Annotated in this window: 26 protein-coding genes; all 26 read left to right on the forward strand. The window is 33.7% G+C overall.

The window, feature by feature from the left end; genetic code table 11:
- The first annotated feature begins 13 nt into the window (after positions 1 to 13).
- The 26 genes from NBE98_RS18125 (at position 14) to NBE98_RS18250 (ending at position 23,724) form a co-directional block, all read left to right on the forward strand.
- Positions 14 to 1,579 (forward strand): DUF8809 domain-containing protein, encoded by a 1,566-nt coding sequence (locus NBE98_RS18125; protein WP_250816418.1) that lies wholly within the window; start codon positions 14 to 16, stop codon positions 1,577 to 1,579.
- Positions 1,580 to 1,645: 66 nt separating this feature from the next.
- Positions 1,646 to 2,629 carry an AAA family ATPase gene (locus NBE98_RS18130; protein ID WP_250816419.1) on the forward strand — a complete coding sequence of 328 codons (984 nt, stop codon included), beginning with the start codon at positions 1,646 to 1,648 and terminating at the stop codon, positions 2,627 to 2,629.
- 7 nt (positions 2,630 to 2,636) lie between these two features.
- Positions 2,637 to 3,527, forward strand: coding sequence for a DUF58 domain-containing protein (locus tag NBE98_RS18135; RefSeq protein WP_250816420.1), 891 nt, complete (start codon positions 2,637 to 2,639; stop codon positions 3,525 to 3,527).
- Positions 3,528 to 3,566: 39 nt separating this feature from the next.
- Positions 3,567 to 4,109, forward strand: a complete 543-nt coding sequence (locus NBE98_RS18140) for a 2'-5' RNA ligase family protein (RefSeq protein WP_250816421.1) — start codon at positions 3,567 to 3,569, stop codon at positions 4,107 to 4,109.
- 99 nt (positions 4,110 to 4,208) lie between these two features.
- Entirely contained in the window at positions 4,209 to 4,967 is a 759-nt protein-coding gene (locus tag NBE98_RS18145) for a GNAT family N-acetyltransferase (protein WP_250816422.1), read from the forward strand.
- A gap of 78 nt (positions 4,968 to 5,045) precedes the next feature.
- Complete coding sequence (locus tag NBE98_RS18150; protein WP_250816423.1) at positions 5,046 to 6,851, forward strand: vWA domain-containing protein; 1,806 nt, start codon at positions 5,046 to 5,048, stop codon at positions 6,849 to 6,851.
- Positions 6,852 to 6,946: 95 nt separating this feature from the next.
- Positions 6,947 to 8,119, forward strand: coding sequence for a hypothetical protein (locus NBE98_RS18155; protein WP_250816424.1), 1,173 nt, complete (start codon positions 6,947 to 6,949; stop codon positions 8,117 to 8,119).
- 36 nt (positions 8,120 to 8,155) lie between these two features.
- Entirely contained in the window at positions 8,156 to 8,503 is a 348-nt protein-coding gene (locus NBE98_RS18160) for a DUF6483 family protein (RefSeq protein WP_250816425.1), read from the forward strand.
- A 64-nt stretch (positions 8,504 to 8,567) separates the two neighbouring features.
- Positions 8,568 to 9,374, forward strand: a complete 807-nt coding sequence (locus NBE98_RS18165; RefSeq protein ID WP_250816426.1) for a GNAT family N-acetyltransferase — start codon at positions 8,568 to 8,570, stop codon at positions 9,372 to 9,374.
- A 36-nt stretch (positions 9,375 to 9,410) separates the two neighbouring features.
- Entirely contained in the window at positions 9,411 to 9,725 is a 315-nt protein-coding gene (locus NBE98_RS18170) for a DUF3795 domain-containing protein (protein ID WP_250816427.1), read from the forward strand.
- A complete protein-coding gene (locus NBE98_RS18175) occupies positions 9,726 to 10,265 on the forward strand; it encodes a ribonuclease FAU-1 family protein (protein ID WP_250816428.1) in 540 nt (179 codons plus the stop codon). It begins immediately after the preceding gene.
- Between the two features lie 35 nt (positions 10,266 to 10,300).
- Entirely contained in the window at positions 10,301 to 10,858 is a 558-nt protein-coding gene (locus NBE98_RS18180; protein ID WP_250816429.1) for a GNAT family N-acetyltransferase, read from the forward strand.
- Between the two features lie 119 nt (positions 10,859 to 10,977).
- Entirely contained in the window at positions 10,978 to 11,766 is a 789-nt protein-coding gene (locus NBE98_RS18185; RefSeq protein ID WP_250816430.1) for a class I SAM-dependent methyltransferase, read from the forward strand.
- A 12-nt stretch (positions 11,767 to 11,778) separates the two neighbouring features.
- Positions 11,779 to 12,261 (forward strand): NUDIX hydrolase, encoded by a 483-nt coding sequence (locus NBE98_RS18190; RefSeq protein WP_250816431.1) that lies wholly within the window; start codon positions 11,779 to 11,781, stop codon positions 12,259 to 12,261.
- Between the two features lie 2 nt (positions 12,262 to 12,263).
- The gene (locus NBE98_RS18195; RefSeq protein ID WP_250816432.1) at positions 12,264 to 12,824 is read left to right on the forward strand and encodes a GNAT family N-acetyltransferase; all 561 of its coding nucleotides are present in this window, start codon (positions 12,264 to 12,266) and stop codon (positions 12,822 to 12,824) included.
- Positions 12,825 to 12,884: 60 nt separating this feature from the next.
- Complete coding sequence (locus tag NBE98_RS18200) at positions 12,885 to 13,640, forward strand: class I SAM-dependent methyltransferase (protein ID WP_250816433.1); 756 nt, start codon at positions 12,885 to 12,887, stop codon at positions 13,638 to 13,640.
- A 22-nt stretch (positions 13,641 to 13,662) separates the two neighbouring features.
- Positions 13,663 to 14,175, forward strand: a complete 513-nt coding sequence (locus NBE98_RS18205; protein WP_250816434.1) for a GNAT family N-acetyltransferase — start codon at positions 13,663 to 13,665, stop codon at positions 14,173 to 14,175.
- Positions 14,176 to 14,206: 31 nt separating this feature from the next.
- Positions 14,207 to 14,986, forward strand: coding sequence for an aminoglycoside adenylyltransferase domain-containing protein (locus NBE98_RS18210; RefSeq protein WP_250816435.1), 780 nt, complete (start codon positions 14,207 to 14,209; stop codon positions 14,984 to 14,986).
- 32 nt (positions 14,987 to 15,018) lie between these two features.
- Complete coding sequence (locus NBE98_RS18215; protein ID WP_250816436.1) at positions 15,019 to 15,573, forward strand: histidine phosphatase family protein; 555 nt, start codon at positions 15,019 to 15,021, stop codon at positions 15,571 to 15,573.
- A gap of 50 nt (positions 15,574 to 15,623) precedes the next feature.
- Entirely contained in the window at positions 15,624 to 16,169 is a 546-nt protein-coding gene (locus NBE98_RS18220) for a GNAT family N-acetyltransferase (protein WP_250816437.1), read from the forward strand.
- 48 nt (positions 16,170 to 16,217) lie between these two features.
- The gene (locus tag NBE98_RS18225) at positions 16,218 to 18,965 is read left to right on the forward strand and encodes a VWA domain-containing protein (protein WP_250816438.1); all 2,748 of its coding nucleotides are present in this window, start codon (positions 16,218 to 16,220) and stop codon (positions 18,963 to 18,965) included.
- Positions 18,966 to 19,176: 211 nt separating this feature from the next.
- Positions 19,177 to 19,848: a CPBP family intramembrane glutamic endopeptidase gene (locus tag NBE98_RS18230; protein WP_250816439.1), complete on the forward strand. Its 672-nt coding sequence runs from the start codon at positions 19,177 to 19,179 to the stop codon at positions 19,846 to 19,848.
- A 29-nt stretch (positions 19,849 to 19,877) separates the two neighbouring features.
- Positions 19,878 to 20,726, forward strand: a complete 849-nt coding sequence (locus NBE98_RS18235; RefSeq protein ID WP_250816440.1) for a VanW family protein — start codon at positions 19,878 to 19,880, stop codon at positions 20,724 to 20,726.
- 26 nt (positions 20,727 to 20,752) lie between these two features.
- Positions 20,753 to 21,988, forward strand: coding sequence for a competence/damage-inducible protein A (locus NBE98_RS18240; RefSeq protein WP_250816441.1), 1,236 nt, complete (start codon positions 20,753 to 20,755; stop codon positions 21,986 to 21,988).
- Between the two features lie 203 nt (positions 21,989 to 22,191).
- Entirely contained in the window at positions 22,192 to 23,262 is a 1,071-nt protein-coding gene (locus NBE98_RS18245; protein WP_250816442.1) for an NAD(P)H-dependent flavin oxidoreductase, read from the forward strand.
- Positions 23,263 to 23,724, forward strand: a complete 462-nt coding sequence (locus tag NBE98_RS18250; RefSeq protein WP_250816443.1) for a MarR family winged helix-turn-helix transcriptional regulator — start codon at positions 23,263 to 23,265, stop codon at positions 23,722 to 23,724. It abuts the gene before it with no gap.
- The last annotated feature ends 3 nt before the right edge of the window (positions 23,725 to 23,727 follow it).

Here is a 23,727-nt window from a genome sequence, read left to right on the forward strand (position 1 = left end):
AAAGGGGATATTTATGAGCAGCCTAGATAGAGAAATATTAAACTGCCTAAGAAGAATAAAGAGAAGAATACACCGAAACACAATAATTAATTATATGATCTGGGGAGCAATTTTGGCCTTAGGCTGCGGCAGTTTAATAAGTATTGCAGGTTTGCTCCTTCCTCTTTATAAAGTTCACGTTATTGTACTAAAAGTATTAGGTACAGGAATATTAGTTTCTATACTAGTTGGTTTAACTAGAGCACCAAGCAATAATAAAGCAGCAAGGCTTGCAGACTCCCTTGGACTTAGGGAGAGATTGGCTACTTCAATGGAGTTTATAGGTGTAGAGGAAGGCTTTGCTGTTATTCAAAAGAAAGATACATTAAATAAGCTAAAAGTTCTTAATTATAAAGAAGGCTTATGTTTTAGAGTAGAAAAAAGGCAGCTTGTTTTGGGAATTATATTTTGTGCAATAATATTTGGGAGTATGGCAATACCAGCACCAGCAAAGTCTAAAGCAGAAGAAAAATATAAGTTTGAAATAATTCAGGAGAAAAAAGTAGAAAGTATAGATAAGGTAGAAAAGGAAATTAAGAAAGATACTATTTTAAGCGAAGAAGATAAAAAAGAGCTACTAGACAACCTTAATGCGTTAAGACAGGAAATTAAGGAAGCAAAAAGCATTTCTGAGATAGACAATTCACTTACAAAGTTTCAAATAAAAATGGATATAATGCAGAGTAAATATGATAATAAAGATTTAAACAATTTAGCAAGTGGACTTTCAAGAAATGAAGCTACAGCAGGACTAGCCAATGCCATTGAAAGAAGTGATAAAGCTGCTATAGATAATGAAATAAAGCAGCTCCCAGAGGCTTTAAAAAACGCTTCAGAGCAGGAGCAAAAGAAGATAGCAGAGAATTTTGCAGATATGGCTAAAAATACGGGAGATGAAGGGCTTAAGAAATCACTGAATGAAATAGCGCAGAAGCTTGTGGAGAATAATCCTGACAAGATGAAAGAACTAGCGGACTCATTAGGAAACTTTAATAACTCAGTTCAAGAGAATGTAGATAAGAAGCTTGCTAAAAATGAATTAAAAGGAATAAAAGAGGATTTTATGCCAGAAACATCTACAGGTAATAAAGATCCGCAAGATGATTCTCAGAAAGGTGAAGCTGGAGGAGGACAGGGAACAGGTACAGACAATCAAGTTAAGCCAGAACAAGGGAAGTCTCCAGAGGGTGGAAGCACTTCAAATGAAGGGCAGCCTGGTAGCGGCAATGGAAGTAGTTCGGAAGGCAGCCCAAGCCAAGGAGAAAAGCCTAATGCTGGAGAGGGTTTAAATAAACCAAAGGATGACAATTCAAACAAAGGAGAAAGTGTTTATGTGCCTTCAACAGGTGAAGAGGGTGGAAGTGGTGAGATTATTAAGGAAGGCAGTCTGCCGCCACCTACAGAACCTGCAAAGCCACAAAGTCTTGATAAGGTTATAGGCAAATATAAAGAAAAGGCATATGAAAATATGAATTCCTATGTAATACCAGAGGCGATGAAAGATATAATTAAAAGCTATTTTTCAGCTTTAGAACAATAGATGAAAATAGGGGTAAAGGATAAGTAATCTTTTAGCTCAAAAGGGAATACTGAGGGGGAAGCGATTATGGAGATTAATGAAAAAACAATTCAGGATATAGTAGAGAAAATTAATAAGGTGGAAAATGAAGTAGGAAAGGCTATAATAGGACAAAAAGATATTATAAGACAAGTACTGCTTGCAATATTTACAGGTGGGAATGTGCTTTTAGAAGGGGCGCCTGGTCTTGGTAAGACACAACTTGTTAAGACCTTGGCTCAGGTTATGGAGCTATCGTTCTCAAGAATTCAGTTTACTCCAGATCTTATGCCAGCAGATGTAGTAGGAACAAACATAATAGTTAAAGATACTGATGGAGACAGCTCCTTTGAGTTTCAAAAGGGGCCAATATTTGCGAATTTAGTTCTTGCAGACGAAATTAACAGAGCCACACCAAAAACCCAATCAGCGCTGCTTGAAGCTATGCAGGAAAGAACCGTTACTGTAGGCAAACATACTTATAAGCTTGAAGAACCTTTTATGGTTTTAGCGACACAAAATCCAATCGAAATGGAAGGAACCTACCCACTTCCAGAGGCACAGCTGGATAGATTTTTATTCAAATTAGATGTTAAGTTTCCTACCTTGAATGAGCTACAAGCTATTATGGAGGTTACAGTAACTAACAAGGAAATTCAGTTAAATAAAATAATAGATGGTCGAACTATTTTAGAAATGAGAAAACTATTTAAAGAGGTACCAATTTCAAAGGGTGTTCAAGAATATGCTCTAAAAGTACTTTTGGCAACTCATCCAGAAAATGAACAAGCTCCTGAGGTGTCTAGAAAATATGTAAGCTTTGGGGCAAGTCCAAGAGCGGCTCAGGCAATGATTAGTGCGGCTAAAATAAGAGCACTTATGGAAGGAAGGTTCAATGTAGCTTTTGAGGATATAAAATATGTGGCTTATCCGGCTTTAAGACATAGGATTTTCCTAAATTTTGATGCTATATCCGATGGCATTACAACAGATAAGCTAATAGCAGAAATTCTTCAAAGCGTAAATATGTGAGGAAGCCATGGAAGATAAGAATAAATTATTTGATTCTGAATTTTTTAAGATTCTGCAAAACTTAAATATAAATATTAAAAAGAGTGCAAACTATGGTGCTTCTGGAGCAAGGAAATCCAGAGTAAAAGGAACCTCTGTAGAGTTTTCGGACTTTAGGGAATATGTTCCTGGAGATGACTTTAGAAGAATTGATTGGAATGCTTATGGTAGATTTGATAAATATTTTATTAAGCTTTTCATGGAAGAAAGAGAAGCCTTAATTAATATCTTCGTTGACAGCAGTAAATCTATGAGCTTTGGGGAGCCCTCAAAGTCTGCTTTAGCTTTAAGACTTGCTGCTGCTTTTTCATATATTGCTTTAAACAACCTAGATAGGGTTTGTATAAATTCTTTAAAGAATAAAGAGTTAAAATCTATTGAAGCTTTAAGTGGAAAGCTGATGCTTCAAAGAGCGCTTAGTTATCTTAAGGACATTGAACACGAAGGAACAACTGACATTAATGCTTCTATTGTAAAGAAAGAGTTTAATAGCAAAGGGGTTTCAATTATACTTTCTGATTTTTTCACTGACAATGGAATAGAGGAGACCGTGAGATATTTAACCTATAAAAAGCAGGAGGTTATATTAATTCATATATTATCTCCGGAAGAGCTTGAGCCTAACTATTTTGGACAGGTTAAGCTTGTCGACAGTGAAACTAGAGAGGATAGAAACATTATATTAAATCCTTCAATAATGAAAGCTTATAAAAAACAGCTAACTACTTTTAAGAACAGTTTAAAGGAGAGCGCTGCGAAGTATGGTGCTTCATATATTGAGGCTTCATCAGAGGAGAGCATCGATAAAATTATATTAGAGAAGTTTACGAGAAACGGTGTGGTATCCAGTGTTAGATAAGATTAGTTTGGTTAATTATTTAAAAAGGATGAAGTGAAAATGAATTCAAAAAGTGTAAAGCGCTGCATAATGATATTTCCTCATTTTGATAATATGAATATAATTGATGAAATTAGAGATAAGTATGACCCTCTTTCTAAGAAGGTAAGACCACATATTACTCTTGTTTTTCCATTTGAAAGTAGTATAAGTAAGGAAGAATTGGAAGAGTATTTATCAAAAGTTTTGAAAGAAACGAGAAGTTTTAAATTAACCTTAGAAGGAATAATTAAAGTTGATAATAGTACTGGACTATATTTATTTCTTAAAATACAAGAGGGAATTAAAGAAATAAAAGCTATTCACAACAGATTATATGAAGGCATGTTGAGTCAGTATAAACCTAATTGGCTAAATCAGGTAGAATTTATGCCTCATATGACTATAGGCTGTTTTACTGATAGGGATGAATTGTGGAATGCCTATAATGCTATTGCCACAATTAAAGAGAGATTTTCTACATTAATTGAAAAAGTATCTGTAGAAATTATTGATGAAAATGAAGATTCAAATATTGAGATAGAAATGAATTTAAGAAAATAGACAGCAATTAGCCAGCGATTTTAAAATACGTTCACTGGCTATTAAGAATAAATGCTTCTATATGACATGATATAAGTAAATTATAAATGAGGGAATAATATGGGACTAAATAGATTAAAAATGTTAGATATTGTACGAAATCAATTAGCAATAGATATGAATTGCAGGGTTCAGGATTTTGCCAAAGAAGGAATAGTGTTTTGTGAAGCCAAATTAAATGAAGAAAGGCGAAAGTTTGACAGACAATCACCTTTTCTTGAAGTTGCAACAATGGGGAAAGGTATAGTTGTTTCTGCAGATAAAGATATTTTACATAAAATTATGCCGATATTAAAAAATAAAACAAGAGATGATATATTTGCAGCTCCTTTTTTGTACGGTCACTCTCTTTATTACGTTCCTGATTATGATAGGATACAAAAACTACCCTTGCCGGATGGTTTTAGTTACTACATAAAAGAGGGAAAGGAAATACACCAATTATATAAGATACCAGGTTTTGAGAATGCAATTTTATATGATATAAATCATCCTCGTCCAGATGTAATTGTAATATATGCAGTAAAGGGTAATGAAATTGTTGCTATGGCAGGAGCATCTGCCGACTGCAGTTCAATGTGGCAAATAGGTATAGATGTTTTACCTGAGTTTAGAAACAAGGGACTTGCAAAAGGTTTAGTTAGCAATCTTGCAGTAATAATTATGGAGAGAGGAATAGTACCATACTATGGAACTGCTTCATCTAACATAGCCTCACAATGTGTTGCTTATAGAAGTGGGTTTGTTCCAACATGGATGTGTTCTTATAAAAATATTTTTGATGGGACATCACCCTATAGAGAGGGGATACCAAATTAGATTGAAAAATTACTAGACTATAGGAACATTTTAAGATTAATAGTGAACAATAACACCCAAACAAAAGTAGGTGATTAAATGAGATTTTTTTCTTTATGGCCATTTTTCTTTTTATTATTAATACCTCCTGTAATAATGCTTTATTTTCTAAAGCAAAAGCCGGAAGAAAAGGAGGTTTCCAGTCTCTATCTTTGGGACAAGGTTTATAAAAGCAAAGAGGTTAATACTCCTTGGGAGAAGTTTAAGAAGAGTCTTCTTTTATTCCTTCAGTTGCTAGCATTACTAGCATTAATATTTGCTTTGACAGATCCTTTTATAAATTTAAGAGGAAAGGATTATCAAAATGTTATCCTAATTTTGGATAACACAGGAAGTATGGGAGCAGCCTATAGCAAGGATACTACAAGATTTGAAGAAGGAAAGAAGAGAGCGGAAAAATTTATAAATTCTTTAAGGACAGGCAGCAGGATAAGCATAATAATCTGCGGAAATACACCAAAAGTAGAGGTAAGCGGAACCTCAGACAAGGCTGAAGCTTTAATGAAGCTTAAAAACATAGAGCCGGTCGATTTAGCAGGAGATATAAATGAATCTGTTTCACTTGTAAAATCTATGGCTAAGCAGTATGAAAGCTATAGAGCTGTTTTTTACACAGATGAAAATATGGATCTAAAAGACCTAAACGCTGAGCTTGTAAATCTTTCAAGCAATGGAGAGAACGTAAGCCTTGATTATATTTCCCATAGCAAGGAAAAAAGTGGTCTTAAGGTAATTGTTAGAGCAACAAATAGAAGTGATAAGGATTTAACCAGAGAAATATGTATATATGGTGATGAAAGAATTCTTTCGGTAAAAAAGCTAGATATAAAAGCTGGAGAAACAAAGACAGTTTATTTTGAGGATATAGCTTTAAAAGGCGAGCATTTAAGAGCACAGCTGACGGAAAAAGATGATCTTATGAATGATAATATTGCCTACGATGTGATTAAACAGGGAGAAACACAGAAAGTACTGTTGGTTTCTCAGAAAAATATATTCATCGAAAAAGCTCTAGGGACTGTTAATAATGTGGAGTTATTTAAGGCAAGCTCCGTTGAAGGTATTAAAATGTCTGATAAATATAACCTTTATATTTTTGATGGTATGGTACCAACAATATTACCTAGTGATGGAAGCATACTCTTTATAAATCCTCCCGACAACTCACTTTTTCAGGTAAATTCAACTGTAGAGGGAGGGCTTGGCGAGGTACTTGAACATACTACTACAAAATACGTTACCGAAGCAGTATTCAATGTTGAAAAGCAAAGGGATATAGTTTTGCCAAACTGGGCTAAGTCTATTATGAAGGTTAACGACAAGGAAGCTGGCTTTGTAGGCGAATATAAAAATAGAAAATTTGCAGCCATAGGCTTTGATTTACATAAGACAGACCTAGTTTTGAATGCAGAGTTTCCAATACTTATGCATAACTTAAGCTCCTATCTTGTAGATACTGGACTTATGACTAAAACTGATTATCTATGTGGGGACAATGTTGAAATTAATGCTCTTCCAGATGGAGGAGATTTAATAGTAGATACCGCCTTTGAACTTAAGGAAACAATACCGCTAAGGTATCCTTTAAAGAATTTTTCTTCAACCTATAAGCCAGGAATTTATAAGGTTACTCAAAAGTTCGGAGATGTGGAGAAAAGCAATATATTTGCTGTCAATTTTCCAACTGATAAGGAATCAAACATAAACTTTGAAGGAAAGAGTGAGAGTACTGTTAAAAAATCAGACTTAAATAAAATGGCAGGGATTGTTCTTCAGCCATTTTTAATAATGGCATTGATTGCTATTCTAGCTTTAGAATGGGTTGCCTATGTCAAGAGATATTAAATTAGTCTTGACTTAAATCTATAAGACCTTATAAGTACCTTCAGCTTATAAAAGAAAAATAATAATATAACTTAAGAAGTTGTGGGAGATATTCAATGATTAAAAGAAAAACTAATACAAATTTAGAAGTAAAAAAGAAAGGTAAAGTTCTCAGTACATTTCTATTGTTTATAATTGGTGGAATTTTTGGAGCGAGTATAGGAATTCTATCAAACAGCCTTATAATAAAGTTTATGAATGTAGAGGGCAATAGCAGTAAGTCATTGGAGTTGTTTAGTTTTTTAGGGTCAGTAATAATATTCGTTCTTGGATACCTTACGCACATAATTATCCATGAGGCAGGACATCTTGTATTTGGGCTTATGACTGGATATTCTTTTGTATCTTTTAGAATAGGTTCTTTTACTATGATAAAGGAAAGTGGAAAAATAAAGTTCAAAAGATTTAATATACCTGGTACAGCTGGGCAGTGCCTTATGATGCCGCCTAATTTTAGGGAGGGAAAGTATCCTTTTGTGATTTATAATTATGGCGGAGTAATAATGAACTTAGTAGTATCGGCACTTGAGATATTATTAGTGGTTTTATTAGAGAGTATAGCCTTTCCTCTAAATGCTATATTAGTTTTAACTGCTGCGGGAGGATTATTTGCCGCTCTAACAAATGGGATACCAATGAAGGTAGGTGGGGTTCCAAATGATGCTTATAATATATTTTCAATGCTTAGAGATGAACAAGCTAAAAGAGGCTTTTATGTTCAGCTCAAGGTTAATGGACTGATGAGTTTAGGAACAAGAATTAAGGAAATACCTATAGAAATGTTTAAGCTAAAGGAGAATTCCGACCTTAGTAATCCTATGAATACTTCTCTTAGATTAATGGAATATTCCTGGCATTTAGATAATATGGATTTTGATAGTGCCAAAGAGTGCATAGATACCTTAATACCTTATATTGATGATTTACCGCTTTTATTTAAAAATGAGACCGACTGTGAACGTATGTTTTTAGAACTGGTAACAAATTGCAATAAAGCTGCTATTGATGACTTGTATAGTAAGAATCTTAGAAAATATATAAAGGCTGCGAAATTTATGATAGGAAAGAGAAGACTCCTTATGGCATATGAGGCCTTTTATAATGAAGACAAAAATAAAGCCCTTGAGTATTATGAAGGTGCGAAGAAATTAATTGCAAAATACCCTGTTAAGGGAGAGGCAGATATGGAGTTATTACTTATGGAATGGATTAAGGGGAAAATGAAATAGCTTTATTTTTATTAGTGATAAAGAAGGTGGCAGTACATGAATATTGAGAAGCTGATTAATGAACTGGCAAAGAATGTTTCAAAAGCTATATTAAATAAAGAAGATGAAAGCAGCGAGACAATAAATTTAAATGATATTGGTTCTGAAGATATTTTGAAAATCATTTTAAAACGACTTGTTTATGCTGGAGAATTTAATAATGCAGAAGACATACTTTTTGAGGAAATAAGTAAAAATAACTCACAAGAGATTTATGAAATTGCACTTGATTTCTATAATCTATTGCTTGAAAAAAGTGATAAAGAATTAGAAGAAGGAAATTTTACGCGAAGTGAGATTTATCAAGGATTAGAGGATATAAAAAAAACATATTGGAGTGGTTAATGTGAAATATAATTATGTCACTAATTATAAAAATGATAATGCACTACGTAGGAGTTTTAACGAAATGACAGAAAACACTTTTTCTTTTAACTTTGTTGAATGGTTTAATAACGGATTTTGGGGAGACAAATATATTCCACACTCTTTGGTCGATGGTGAAAAGGTTATAGCAAATGTATCTGTTAGTTTAATGGACTTTAATATGGATGGCATTGACAAAAGTTACATTCAAATCGGAACTGTTATGACAGATGAAAAGTATAGGGGGCAGGGATTAAGCCGATATCTTATAGAAAAGATAATTGAAGAATATAAGGGAAAAGTTGATGGTATTTATTTGTTTGCCAATGATAGCGTTATTGATTTTTATCCTAAGTTTGCATTTATTAGAGGGAAAGAGTATCAGTATAGCAAAATGATAAATTCAATAAATAGTAAGATACAAGTTGAACATATTGATATGACAAATAAAATGGCAAGGCACAAGTTTCTTGATACAGTAAAGAACAGTGTTGGAAATGAAAGACTTTCAATGAGCAATTTTGGCTTAATGGCATTTTGGACAACAGGACCTATGAATGATTTAATTTATTATTATGCTGATGAAAATGCATATATAATCGCTGATATAGAGAAGGAAAATCTTTATATTTATCAAGTTATATCCATATGCAAAGTTAACTTGGAGAAAGTAATTAAATCATTTGGGAGTAATATAAAGAAAGTAAGGCTTGGATTTACACCTTATGATGTTAATGGGTATGATGCTGTTGAATTTTATAAACAAAATTGTACTTTTTTCTATTTAGGAAAAGATTTAGATAAGATTGAAAAAAAGAAACTAATGTTTCCAATCTTATCTCATGCATAAAAATATTTAAAGAAGATAGATATATAGGGGGAAATCATGGATAAACAAATGATTGCTATGTGCGGAGCCTACTGCGGTGCTTGTGAATGGAAGGAAAAAACAAATTGCCCAGGCTGCCAAGCTGCACAGGGAAAAATGTTTTGGGGAGAATGTACCATTGCAAAGTGCTCAATAGAAAAGAGCTTTAATCATTGCGGGCATTGTTCCAAGCTACCATGTGATAATTTACAGTCTGCTTTCGATAATCCAGAGCATGGAGACAACGGAGAGAGATTGATTAATTTAAGAAATTGGAAGGCGGGAAAAGAGAGCTATATCGAATTAACGAAGTTACACGAGGTAAATGATTAGATGAAGAGAAAGTTTGCAGATCGGCCAGATTGGACAAGAGTTCTTGAAAAAAGATTTAAGTTTATACATATTGAAAATGATGAACTTGATGGATACCTAGCTATTACATATATAGACAAAGTACAGGACCCCTTATTTGTAGGAATAGAAAATAAAGACCTATGTTTAGCAGATAATGGTTATACATGGGTGCAATATTTTCCAGAACGCTATAATTATTCTCTAACTGCAATGTTCAATAAAGAACAAGATTTAATACAGCTTTATTATGATGTTTGCAATGGGAATTTTATTTCTTCTTCCGGAATGCCATATTATGACGACCTGTATTTAGATGTTGTATTGCTTTCAACAGGTGATGTTTTGTTGTTTGATGAAGACGAATTAGAACAGGCATTATTAGATAGGGATATTTCTAAAGAGCAGTATGACTTAGCTTGGGACGAAGCTAAAAGACTTATTAAGCATGTAGATAGCAACAAAAATAAATTATTGAGATTAAGTAAGAAATATCTAGAATATATGATTTCTTTAGAATAACAAGTCAAAGTCTATTAGAATTTGGGGGAAACATAATGAAACGGGAAGAGATTGAGAGTGAAATAAACGAATACTTGGAATTAGTAGTCCCGTCAAAGGAATACGAAAAACAAGCATTTGAATACATACAGGAGTTCATAGAGTGTAATTCTCAAATAAACGGCACAGGCGGGCTCAATAGATATAATAACTATGAGCAATGGCTTTTGAAGCTTCAAAAGGAAGCAGATTTATCAAATGTTCCTGAGGGCAAAGTACCGGCAAGTACTTATTTTTTTGTTAGGAAAGCAGATAACAGGATTATTGGAATGATAAATATACGCCACTGCTTGAATGAATTTCTTTTAAGCGAGGGAGGGCATATAGGATATTCTGTAAGACCTAGTGAAAGGAAAAAAGGTTATGCAACTTTCATGTTGAAGCAAGGTCTTCAAAAATGTAGAGAGCTGAATTTAGATAGAATTTTAATTACCTGTGACAAAATAAATATCGCATCAGCTAAAGTAATACAAAATAATAATGGGGTATTAGAAAATGAAGTTTATAGTGAAGCTTTCTCTGAAATAATTCAAAGATATTGGATTCAATTATAAATCAAGAGCATCAAAGCAAAATACTAGCTATTTAACCATATAAGATTATAACCATATAAGAACATAACCATATAACAATATAACAATATGTAGGAAACATGCAGGTTTGGGGGAAGAGAATGGAAGAGTTTAGATATTTAACAGAGTATTATAATAATTATAATGAAGATGGGCGTCTTGTATCGAAACATGGTCAGGTGGAATTTCTCACTACTATGAAGTACATTAACAAATTCCTCAAAAAAGGAATGCGAGTTTTAGAAGTAGGCGCCGGAACTGGCAGATACGCACTTACAATTGCACAAGAAGGTTTTCAGGTTGATGCAATTGAACTTATTCAGCATAATATTGATATTCTTAAAAACAAGATTACTGAAGATTGCACTATTGACGTTAGGCAAGGAAATGCTATAGATTTGTTTTGCTATAATGATGATACTTTTGATATTACTTTAGTATTTGGGCCTTTATACCATTTATTTAATGATAGTGATAAAAAACAAGCCATCAGTGAAGCAATTAGAGTTACTAAAGAAGGTGGTGTTGTTTTTGTATCGTATTGTATGAATGAAGCAACAATTATAAACTGGGGATTTCAGAAAGGCAATATCCTTGAAGGTATTCAAAGTGGTATCGTCGATAAAGATACGTTTAAATGTTTGTCAAACCCATCTTTGCTGTTTGAAATGTATAGAAAAGAGGAAATTGACAAACTGATGGAAGGATATAATGTTGAACGTCTTCATTTTGTTGCAACTGACTTGGCAACAAATCACATGAAGAACATAATCGATGAAATGGATGAAAAAATGTTTGAGACTTACTTGAAATATCATCTTTCTATATGTGAGCGCTCTGATTTGATCGGAATAACGCATCATAGCTTGGATATTTTTCGAAAAAAATAAGGGGTGAGGATAATGATAATGCCGACACATATTGTTACTGCAGCAGGTGTTGTGGAAAATGAGCAAGGTGAGATTTTACTGGTTAAAACACATCATGGAGGATGGGTTTTTCCTGGTGGACAAGTTGAGGTTGGAGAAAACCTAATTGATGCAGTTATTCGGGAAATAAAAGAGGAGAGCGGAGTAAATGTTGTAGTAAAAAAACTTTTTGCAATTTCCTCAAACACAGGAATTAATAAAGGTTATAACGGGGTTGAAACAGTACCTACAAAAGTGATGATGGATTTTATATGTACATATGCAGATGGACAGTTATGCATATCAGATGAAAACTCAGAATCCTGTTGGATCAAAAAAGACAAGGTGCTTGATATGATTACAGCTCCTGCTATTCGTCAGAGATTTAATGCCTATTTAAATTATGATGGAAATGTACAGTATTTAGAATATATAACTCAGCCAGAGTTTAATTTAAAGGTTAGTAGAGAGGTGTAGAGATGAAGGATATTTATGAAGAATGTCCAATCTATAAAAATAAACTTATTACATTAAGACAAACTAAAATGGAAGATGCTGAAGAGCTATTAAACTGCTATTCTGATGAAAGAGCAGTACCATTTTTTAATTCAGACAATTGCAATGGAGATAATTTTAATTACACTACAATTGAAAGAATGAAGCAAGCTATTGATTTTTGGGATTTTTCTTATAGAAATAAGTATTTTATAAGATGGACAATAATTTTAAATGAAACAAAAGAAAAAATAGGTACTATTGAAATGTTTCACAGAGCTGCAGATGATGAATTTAACCATTTTGGGGTATTAAGAATTGACTTGCAAAGTAATTATGAGACTCAGCCAATTATTAATGGAATTCTAGAAGTTGCCAATGAAAATTTCTATGAAGCCTTTGAGGTTGAAGCAATTATCACAAAGGCTATTCCAGAGGCATCTGTACGAACTGCAGCATTAACTCAACGAGGATATCAGCTAGTTGGTAAAAAGGTTATGATGTATGGCGATTATTTTGTTAAGCTTAAGCAGGTCATTATGTAAATTGCAAAGCATGAAGCCATGTTTGCTACGCTGAAATAATTATTCGGGAGATGTTATTATATGGATAAAAAGTATACTGAAATAAATTCTGGATTTATTGACAAGTGGATTGAGGAAGGTTGGGAATGGGGACAACCTATTAGTCATGAAGTTTTTGAAAGAGCAAAGAATAATGAGTGGTTTGTACTTTTAACACCTACAAAACCAGTACCAAAGGAATGGTTTTGTGAAATGAAAAATGCTGAAATACTTGGCTTAGCTTCTGGTGGTGGTCAGCAGATGCCTATATTTACTGCATTAGGTGCAAAGTGTACTGTGTTGGATTATTCGGAAAAACAACTATCAAGCGAAATAGAAGTAGCAGGAAGAGAAAATTATGAGATTAAAACAGTGAGAGCAGATATGACAAAGCCGCTGCCTTTCGAAGACGAATCCTTTGACTTAATTTTTCACCCGGTATCCAACTGCTATATTGAAGATGTTATTCCAGTTTGGAAAGAGTGCTATAGGGTATTAAAAAAGGGAGGTATCTTGTTAGCAGGAGTAGATAATGGAATTAATTATGTTTTTGACGATGATGAAACAACATTATACTATAAACTTCCATTCAACCCCTTAAAAGATAGACAATTGTATGAGGATTCTATAAAAAATGATTGGGGAATCCAATTTTCGCATACCATTGAAGAGCAAATTGGCGGTCAATTAAAAGCAGGTTTTATGCTTACTGATATATACCAAGATACAAACGGTGCAGGAAGGCTTCATGAATTTAATATTCCATCCTTCTACGCTACAAGGGCAATTAAAAAGTGAGATTTAACCAGGGGGAAATAGGATGTATTTAAAAAATGATAATTTAGTTATTAGACATGCTACTGTTGATGATGTGCAAATCCTTTGCCATTGGTGGAGTGATGGAAAGATAATGGCTCATGCTGGTTTCCCTAATGGCATTAATACTGATGCTGACGAGCTAAAAGAGAAGTTAAAAAATGAAACTGATGCTTCGAGAAGGCTGATAATTGAAATAGACTCTAACAGAGTAGGGGAAATGAGTTATCGTATTCAAGGTGATGCCGCAGAAATAGGGATAAAAATATGTAACTTTTCCTATCAGGAAAAAGGTTATGGTACTAGAATTTTAAAAATGTTGATTAAATATTTATTTGATGAAATGAAAGTAAAAAAGGTTATACTCGACACTAATCTAAGCAACACTAGAGCACAGCACGTTTATGAAAAAATTGGCTTCAAAAAAGTAGCAGTTCGAATTAATTCGTGGACTGATCAGCTTGGAGTTTTACAGTCAGCGGTTGACTATGAGCTAAGAAGAGAAGATTTTGCATAATCAGAATTTGAATTCCAAGGAGACTAAAGTCATGGATAGTTTGATTTCCGTGGAGGTAAAAATGAATCACAAAACCATACTTAATATAATTGCTGAAAAATATAAACAAATACTTGGAAATAATTTAATTGGGATATATGTCCATGGTTCTATTGCTTTTAATTGTTTTAATTGGAACAAAAGCGATATAGATTTTTTAGTTGTAGTTAATGAAAAATTAACGCAAGAAACAAAAATAAGCTTGTTAGAGGTGTTAGAGCAGCTAAGATCACAGTCTCCGCCTAAAGGATTGGAAATGAGTGTTGTACTGAAAGAATATTGTACTACATTTATATATCCTACACCATATGAGCTGCATTTTTCAAAGGCTTGGTTAGAAAGATATTTAGAAAATCCCGTATTATTATGTGATGATAATTTTAAAACAGACAAAGACCTAGCTGCTCATTTTACAATAATTCGGGATGTAGGTATAACTTTATGTGGTATGCCTATTAAAGAGGTTATTGGAGACGTCCCTAAAGAATACTATATTGATAGTATTAAGATGGATATTAAAAATGCAAAGATAGAGATAGTGGAAAATCCAGTGTACATTACACTCAATTTATGCAGAGTTGTTGCTTATATTAGGGATAATTTAATTGTTTCAAAAGAGCAGGGAGGAAATTGGGGCTTAAGTAATCTGCCAATTGAACATAGTGATATTATTAATCAAGCTTTGAATAGTTATAAATCCCAAGAGAAAATGGTTGTTAATAAAATAGAAGCGCAGAAGTTTTGTGAATTTATGCTAGTACAGATTTTTTAATTGCTTTATTATTTACGGAGAGAAGGTACTAAATGGTGACTAATTTATACTTCGTCAGGCATGCACACTCAACATATACTCCTGAGGAACTAAATAGACCATTGTCAGAAAAAGGGTTGAAGGATGCCAAGAGAGTTACAAAGCTGCTTGCTAATGAGGATATAACTCATGTTATGGCAAGTCCATACAAACGAGCCATCCAAACAGTTGAAGGTATTGCGGAGCTTTTCGGATTAGACATTTCAATAAATGATGGTTTTATAGAGAGAAAATTAGCCGATAGCAAGATTGATAACTTTGACCAAGTAGTGTTAGAGTATTGGAAGGATTTTAATTTCTCTCTTCATGGAGGGGAGACAGGCTATGCGGCCCAATACAGAGGCGTAAAATTTCTTAAGGAAATCTTAGATAAATATAAGAATGAAAATATTGTTATTGGTACACATGGAAATATTATGGCACTAGTGATGAACTATTACGATAAAAAATATAATTATGATTTTTGGAGAAAATTAAGCATGCCTGATATATACAAATTAAGCTTTGAAGGCAACAAGCTTTTGAAAGTGCAACATATCTGGAGATAATATAAACTAATCCAAATTATTTATTAATGTAACCTAAGAGGTAAAATACTATGGTAAATGTAGAACTTAGCAGACCTAAAATTGAAGATATAGAACTGATTAATGAGTTTTTTGAAATTGTTCTAAGAGATACCTTTGAAAGAAATGGTATTTCATATTTAATAGATACGATTGAAGAAGAAATTAAAGATAAGAGAAGATTTTTAAATCAGGATTTTGAAACTGGTGGGACGGCTAGGTATTTTCTTATAGCAAAAGAAAATAAAAAGATAGTAGCTTCAATAGAATATGGTCCCTCAAACGATTTAATCAATTCATGCACTAATGGAGAACTAAAAGAAGTAGTAGAGCTTGGTACGGTTTTTGTACATCCGGATTATCAGAATAAAGGTATTGGCAGTAGGATGTTAAATTCAATATTTATAGAGATGAAGGAAAAAGGAATAAAAGAGTTTTGTTTTGATAGCGGTTATAAAACTGCGCAGAAAACATGGATCAAGAAATTCGGCAATCCAGAGTATCTTCTGAAGGATTACTGGGAAGAAGGTTCCGACCATATGATATGGAGAATAAGTGTGGATGATGTAATTGAATAATTAAAGTATATTTAAGAGGAACTAATGATGAAAGGGGGTAGGTGTAATTTGTCACTAGAAATACTAAGACCGTATGCCTTTATAATAATACCTCTGGCTATTCTTTTTATAGCCATTATGGCTCGCTTTATGATAAGGATGACAAGGAAGAAAAAGGTATCCATACTTATTTTTAGAGTATTAGTATTTACTTTTTTAGCTTTAGCTCTGGCGGGAATAAGTATTAAGTGGACAATAGATACAACGACTACCATGTTCGTTGTAGATGCCTCGGATAGTACAAGTATGTTTAGAGAAACAGCAGAAAGATTTATTAGAGAGGCACTTCCGCTAAAAACAAAGAAAGACAAGACAGGGGTTATAACCTTTGGAAGTGATAGTTTAATAGAGCAGTTCATTTCAAAGAATAACACATTTAGCAAGCTTGAAACAAAGCCTGTGGGTACTTACACTAATATTGAAAATGGATTGACTACAGCCTTGTCTCTTTTGCCTCAAAATAATAAAAAGAGGGTTGTACTAATAACCGATGGAGAAGAAAATGAGGGCAGTGCCTATAAAATTGCACCATCGCTGCTTGAACAGAATATTGATTTTAAGGTTTTTAAGATAGAAAAGGCTGAAGGAAACGAGGTTGCGGTAGAAAGTGTAACTATCCCTGAAAAAATAAATCTTGGTGATGAGTTTACGATAGTTACCAACATAACTAGCACCCTCAGTACGTCAGCTAAAGTAACCCTATATAGCGGTAGAGATAAAAGGGGCGAGCAGGAGGTTCAGCTTCAAAAAGGAAATAATAAATTTGTCTTTAAGGATACAGCAGATGCTGGTGGCTTTAAAAGTTACAAAGTTGTAGTTGAGCCAGCAAGCGATACAGAACTTAAGAATAATGAATATTCGTCCTTTACTAATGTACAGGACAAGCCTAGAATTCTTTTAATAGAAGATAAAAGTGGTGAAGCATCTGAGCTTGAAAAGATGCTTATAGCTTCAAAGATGGACTATAAGAAAATTAATGCAGCAGCTGCCCCTAGAAATATCGAGGAACTAAATCAGTATAAGACAATAATAACCTGTAATGTGCATATTGATAGTTTGAACAAAGGCTTTTTGAACGCTATGGAGCCTTACGTGAAAGATTTTGCTGGAGGCTTTATTGCTACTGGTGGAGATGAAGGCTTTATATTAGGAGAATATCTTAATTCACCTTTAGAAAAGGTTCTTCCAGTGTACATGGATATGCGAGGCAAGAAGTCTATTCCGGAAATGGGGTTAGTGCTTGTTATAGACAGATCTGGAAGTATGGATGGAGGAAATCAGCATGTTAAAAAGATTGACCTAGCCAAAGACGCAGCTCTTAAAGCAGCAGATACCTTAAGAGATATAGATGAAATTGGAGTAATTGCCTTTGACGACCAAGTGGAATGGGCTGTTAAAAGACAGAAGGCTGAAAATAGAAATGATATTAAAAATAAGATTGGAAACATAAATATTCGAGGCGGAACTACTATTCTTCCTTCACTAGCAGAAGCGTATAAGTCTTTAAAAGATAGTAAGACAAAAATAAAGCATATAATTCTTTTAACAGATGGGCAGGCTGAGAATACAGGCTATGACCCTCTTATAGAAAAGCTGAAGCAGGAAAAAATTACAGTGTCTACAGTAGCAGTAGGTAAAGATTCAGATACAAAGCTTTTGCAAGGTATTGCTAAGAAAGCAGGGGGCCGATACTACTACACAGACGAGAATACAAACATACCAAGAATATTTGCTAAAGAAATATTTATGGCTGCAAGTGTGTATTTGAATGAAAGAGAATTTACACCTGTACTGAACAGCAACCATCAAATATTGAATGGGGTTCTTACAGAGGAAAAACTTCCAAACTTATTTGGATATGTAGGTTCCTCGCCTAAAGAAACAGCAAGGATGATACTTAGAAGCGATGAAGAAGATCCTATACTTTCAGTTTGGCAGTACGGTCTTGGAAAGACCGTAGCTTGGAACTCTGATATAAGCGGCAAATGGAGCAGGAATTATATAAATTGGGATAAGAACTTAAAGCTGTGGCAGAACATAATAAACTATACTGTTGAGAATTATGGAGATGAGAGTGGACATGTAGAAGTTAAAAATGTGGGCAGCAAGGGAGAAATAACCTTGGAAACTAAAAACGCAGGTGAGGATTTATCTGTAACTGCAGTAGTTATGGCTCCAGATTCAACAAATAAAGAGATTAAACTTAATCCTTCATCACCAGGAAAGTACACAGGAAGCTTTGACATGAAGGAAACAGGTGTGTATATGGTTAATGTAAGACAGAATAAAGGAGAGCATGTCCTTGGAGCAATAAATTCTGCAGTTGCTCTTCAATATTCTCCTGAGTATAAAATCGCAACTCAAAGTAGGAGCAATCTTGACAAGATGCTAAGTGAAATGGGTGTAAGCTATATAAAAAGTCCTTCAGAGGTTTTTGCAGGTGAACTTAAGGAAGTATCCAGTAAGACTAATTTAACACCTTATTTTCTTACTATGGCGCTTATACTCTTCTTCTTTGATATAGTTATTAGAAAACTAAATTTATCTATAAAAGATTTATATAAGAAGAAAGTAAAAAATGAAGAAACGGTTATGGTTCAAAGTAATATAAAGGATAAATCGCTACAGCCTCAAACTTCAGATCAAATACAAACTATGAAAACAGATATAAACAAGGATAAGAAGGAAAAGAAAAAAGAGGATGATAAGCTAGACACCAATGCTTTACTTAATAAAAAGAAGAATAGATATTTTTAATTTAAATTTGTATAGGCCTAGTTGAAGAAATTCAATTAGGCCTCATTTTTAAACTATGTTTTAAGATATAAAAGGAATTTTCAGTAGATTATAGAATAAGGATAATATAACTTAATCTTTGCGATTATTTACTGAGTTTACTTTACTACTTAACTGAATACTAAAGATGGAAATATAAAAACAGTAATAAAGATTTGATAGGAGAGAAACTATGAAAGAAAAATATATAATATTTAGTTCTTTAGCTGCATGTATATGCTTGTATTTTATAGAGCAGTATTTTGCTGCAAGCTATGTTGTAAAGACGCTGTCTAAGCTGATTTTATTCATAGCGCTACCGATGATCTATATAAAATTTATAAATAGGACCAGTATATCAGAAGAATTAAAGCTGAAACAGTTGGATAAAAAGCGATTAAGACTTGGATTTATATTTGGCCTGGCTTGCTTTATTATAATATTAGCAGCATTCTTTATTTTTAGAGGCTTTATGGATTTAGATAGCATAGCAATGGATTTGCAGCAAAAAAATATAACATCGGCTAATTTTATTTTGATTGGATTATATATAACCTTTGGAAACTCCTTTCTTGAAGAATTCTTTTTTAGAGGTTTCATATTTTTAAATCTATACAATAAGAAAAACACAAAGCTTGCCTATGTATATTCTTCATTACTATTTGGATTGTATCACATAGCTATTTTTAAAACTTGGTTTAGTTTGGGTTTAATTATGCTCTGTCTGTTTGGTTTGATTTCAGTAGGATTTATTTTTAATTGGCTTAATACAAAATCAAATAATTTTATAAATTCTTGGCTTGTTCATATATTTGCAGATGCTGCAATAATAATTATTGGGCTTAGAATGTTTAATATGCTATAGAATTTTTATGCTTATGGAGGAAGGTAAAAATGAACTATAGAGAAAGAAAACCAATTATAAGATCACAGCTTAGAATTTATCTGGGGCGAAAGTACTACACCCTAAGAAAATATCTTCAATGGGCGTTTAGCGGGAAACGCTATGCAAAGCTAAAAGTTGACAAGCAATATAAGTATTTAGTGTTTTCTCATAGCGCTCCTCTATTAAGGAAGCTAAAAGATGTAGACATGTATCTTCAGTACAATAAAATAACTAATTTGAAGCTTGCTGTTGAAAGACTTAATGGAGTAGTCATAAAACCAGGAGAGACTTTTTCCTATTGGAAGCTTATAGGAAAGCCCACCTATAAAAAAGGATATTTAGACGGAGTAGTCCTATGTCCAGATGGCAGTTTTAAGCCTGGAGTAGGGGGAGGGCTTTGTCAGTTGTCTAACTTAATTTACTGGATGACCTTGCATAGTCCTTTAACTGTTGCAGAAAGATACAGACATAGTCATGATGTTTTCCCTGATGTGAACAGAACTCAACCCTTTGGCTCTGGAGCAACTTGTTCTTATAATTACCTTGATTTACAGTTTTATAATGGAACAAACAAGGAGTTTCAGCTCTGTCTTAAAGTAACAGAGCAGAACTTGGAGGGTGAATGGAAAAGCAACAGTGAAAACAGGTATTCATATGATATTTATGAAAAAGAACATAGCATTACAGCCGGTATGTTTGGAGGCTATGTTAGAAATAATACTATATGGAGAAGGATATATACCACAGACAAAGAATTAATAAAGGATGAATATGTTACAGAAAATCATGCTTATATGACCTATGCACCTTTTATAGGTGGAGAAGTTAAATTAAAACAAACAGGAATTAAACTATAGATACTGATTAAGGAAGGTTGATTTAAATGAGAGCTGAAATTTTAGCAGTAGGTACAGAAATACTTTTAGGAGACATAGTAAATACGAATTCACACTACATATCCAAAAGGTTAGCGAATTTGGGGATATCTGTTTATTATCAAACCGTTGTTGGAGATAACGAAGACAGACTTCTTAAAGCTTACGAACTGGCTTTTAGCAGGGCAGATATAGTTATAGCAACAGGCGGACTTGGACCAACAAATGACGATTTAACAAAGGAAATAGGAGCAAGATATTTTAATAAGAAATTAATAATACACGAAGAATCCTTAGAATATATAAAGAATTTTTTTGAAAGATTAAACAGGCCTATGAGTGAGGGAAATAGAAAGCAAGCCTTGTTTCCAGAGGGGGCAATAATACTTTCAAACCCAAATGGAACTGCTCCAGGATGTATTGTTGAAGAAAAAAACAAAATACTTGTAATGATGCCGGGACCTCCAAAGGAAATGGTGCCTATGTTTGAAACTTCAGTAGTTCCTTATCTTGAAAAGTTTTCAGATGGTGTTTTGGTTTCAAAGGTGCTTAGGGTTTTAGGACTTGGCGAAAGTGCCATGGCAGAAAAAGTTATAGATATATTAGAGAATAGCAAAAATCCGACGGCTGCGCCTTATGCAAAGGATTATGAATCAATCCTTAGAATTACTGCAAAAGGAAAGACCAAGGAAGAAGCAGAACGGCTTATTATTCCTATGGAAAAGGAGATTAGAGATAGACTTGAACTAAATGTTTATGCTGAGGGAGAGACTACAATAGAAAATGTAGTAGGTGAGATGCTTGTTAGCAGAAACCTTACTATTGCTACTGCTGAATCCTGCACTGGCGGACTTCTAGCAGGTACGCTTATAAACTATCCTGGTATATCTTCCGTTTTTATGGAAGGAGCCATAACTTATAGCAATGAGGCAAAAATGAAGAGACTTGGCGTTAAGGAAGAAACCTTAAATAAATTTGGGGCTGTAAGTGAAGAAACAGCTAGAGAAATGGCTGAAGGCATTGCAAAAGCAGCCAATACTGATGTAGGAATATCAGTAACAGGTATAGCGGGTCCAGGTGGAGGTACAGAGGAAAAGCCAGTAGGGTTGGTTTATGTAGGCCTTTATATAAAAGGTGAAGTTAAAGTTAAGAAGCTCAATATGTTTGGAGATAGGCAAAAAATAAGAAATAGAACTGTTGTAAATACCCTTGATTGGCTTAGAAGAGAGCTTTTAGAAAAATAGTAGATGGTGCAGAAATGCACCATTTTTCTTTTAAAGAACAATATTAACTCTACAACTTGCTATAAATGTTCATAAATAATTAAAATACTTTTTATGGAAGTGGGTTGACAGTTATTTAACTTTCTTATATACTTTGATTATCAAAATAAATGCTTTGATAGTCAAAACATTTGACAATCAAAAAAACTTAAGGAGAGGATAATATGAAACTACCTCCTTTAAAAATAGGTGAGTTAGTGGCAAGCGTTCCAATTATACAAGGTGGCATGGGGGTAGGAGTTTCAAGGTCTAAACTTGCTTCAGCGGTAGCTAATGAGGGTGGTATAGGTGTTATATCAAGCGCTCAAATTGGTTTTGAAGAAGCAGATTTTGAGACTAACACTGAAGAAGCTAACCTTAGAGCTATGAAAAAGGAAATAAAAAAGGCAAGAGAGTTAAGCCCTAAGGGAATTATAGCAGTAAATATAATGGTTGCTATGAATAATTATAGAGAAATGGTCAAAACTGTAGTGAATGAAAAAATAGATTTAATTATCTCAGGAGCAGGGCTACCTACTGAGCTTCCAAGCTTGATAAAAGGTTCAGATACAAAAATTGCTCCTATTGTTTCATCGGGTAAGGCTGCAGCAGTAATTACAAAGCTTTGGGACCATAAATATTCTTATATCCCCGATTTGATAGTTGTAGAAGGACCTAAGGCTGGAGGGCATCTAGGATACTCCTTAGAGCAGCTTAATCCAGGAGAAGAACCAGAGTTGGCTGATATAGTAAGAGAAGTTATTCAAGCTATAAAGCCTTATGAACAGAAGTATGAAAAGAGCATTCCTGTAGTAGCTGCTGGTGGTGTTTATACTGGCAAAGATATAGTTGAACTTATAAGAATAGGTGCAGCAGGAGTTCAGATGGCGACACGATTTGTAGCCACAGAGGAATGCGATGCAGACATAAGATACAAAATGGCTTATGTAAATTCAAAGCTAGAAGATATTGAAATAGTAAAAAGTCCAGTAGGAATGCCGGGAAGAGCAATACACAATACATTCTTAGATAAGCTTAAGAATGGCAGAATTGCGGTGAAGAAATGCTACAATTGTCTGAAACCCTGTGAACCTGCTGTGACTCCTTATTGTATTTCTAAGGCTCTTATTGAAGCAGTAAAAGGTAATGTTGAGGAAGGCCTTATTTTCACAGGCAGTAATGCCTATAGGCTTAATAAGATTGTTACAGTGAGAGAGCTTATGGATGAATTAGTAAAGGAGGCTGAGAGCTTATAAATGAGTAAAACTATAAATGTGTTAAATGAACTTTTAGTGGATTTATTTAACGACATACTTACTATTGAACAGAGAGCTTTAAGCGAAGGCGAATTTAAGGATTTATCTATAACGGAAATACACACCATTGAGGCTATAGGTATGTATGAAGCTAGAAGTATGTCTGAGGTAGCAAAAGACTTAGAGATAACTGTAGGCACTCTAACTACTGCAATAAACAATCTTGTTAAGAAGGGTTATGTTGAAAGAGAGAGGCTTGAGGGAGATAGAAGGGTCGTTTTAATTAGGCTTACTAAAAGAGGCAAGCTTGCCTATAGGATACATGATAAGTTTCATAAGGATATGATCAGAGAAACAATTCAGGATTTGAGCGAACAGGAAGAGGAAGTATTAATACACTCACTTGAGAAACTAAATAGATTTTTTAAATCAAAATACAATCTAACTAGTAAAGAGGGTTAAGTA

This window comes from Clostridium swellfunianum (genome assembly GCF_023656515.1).
Lineage (GTDB): Bacteria > Bacillota > Clostridia > Clostridiales > Clostridiaceae > Clostridium_AT > Clostridium_AT swellfunianum.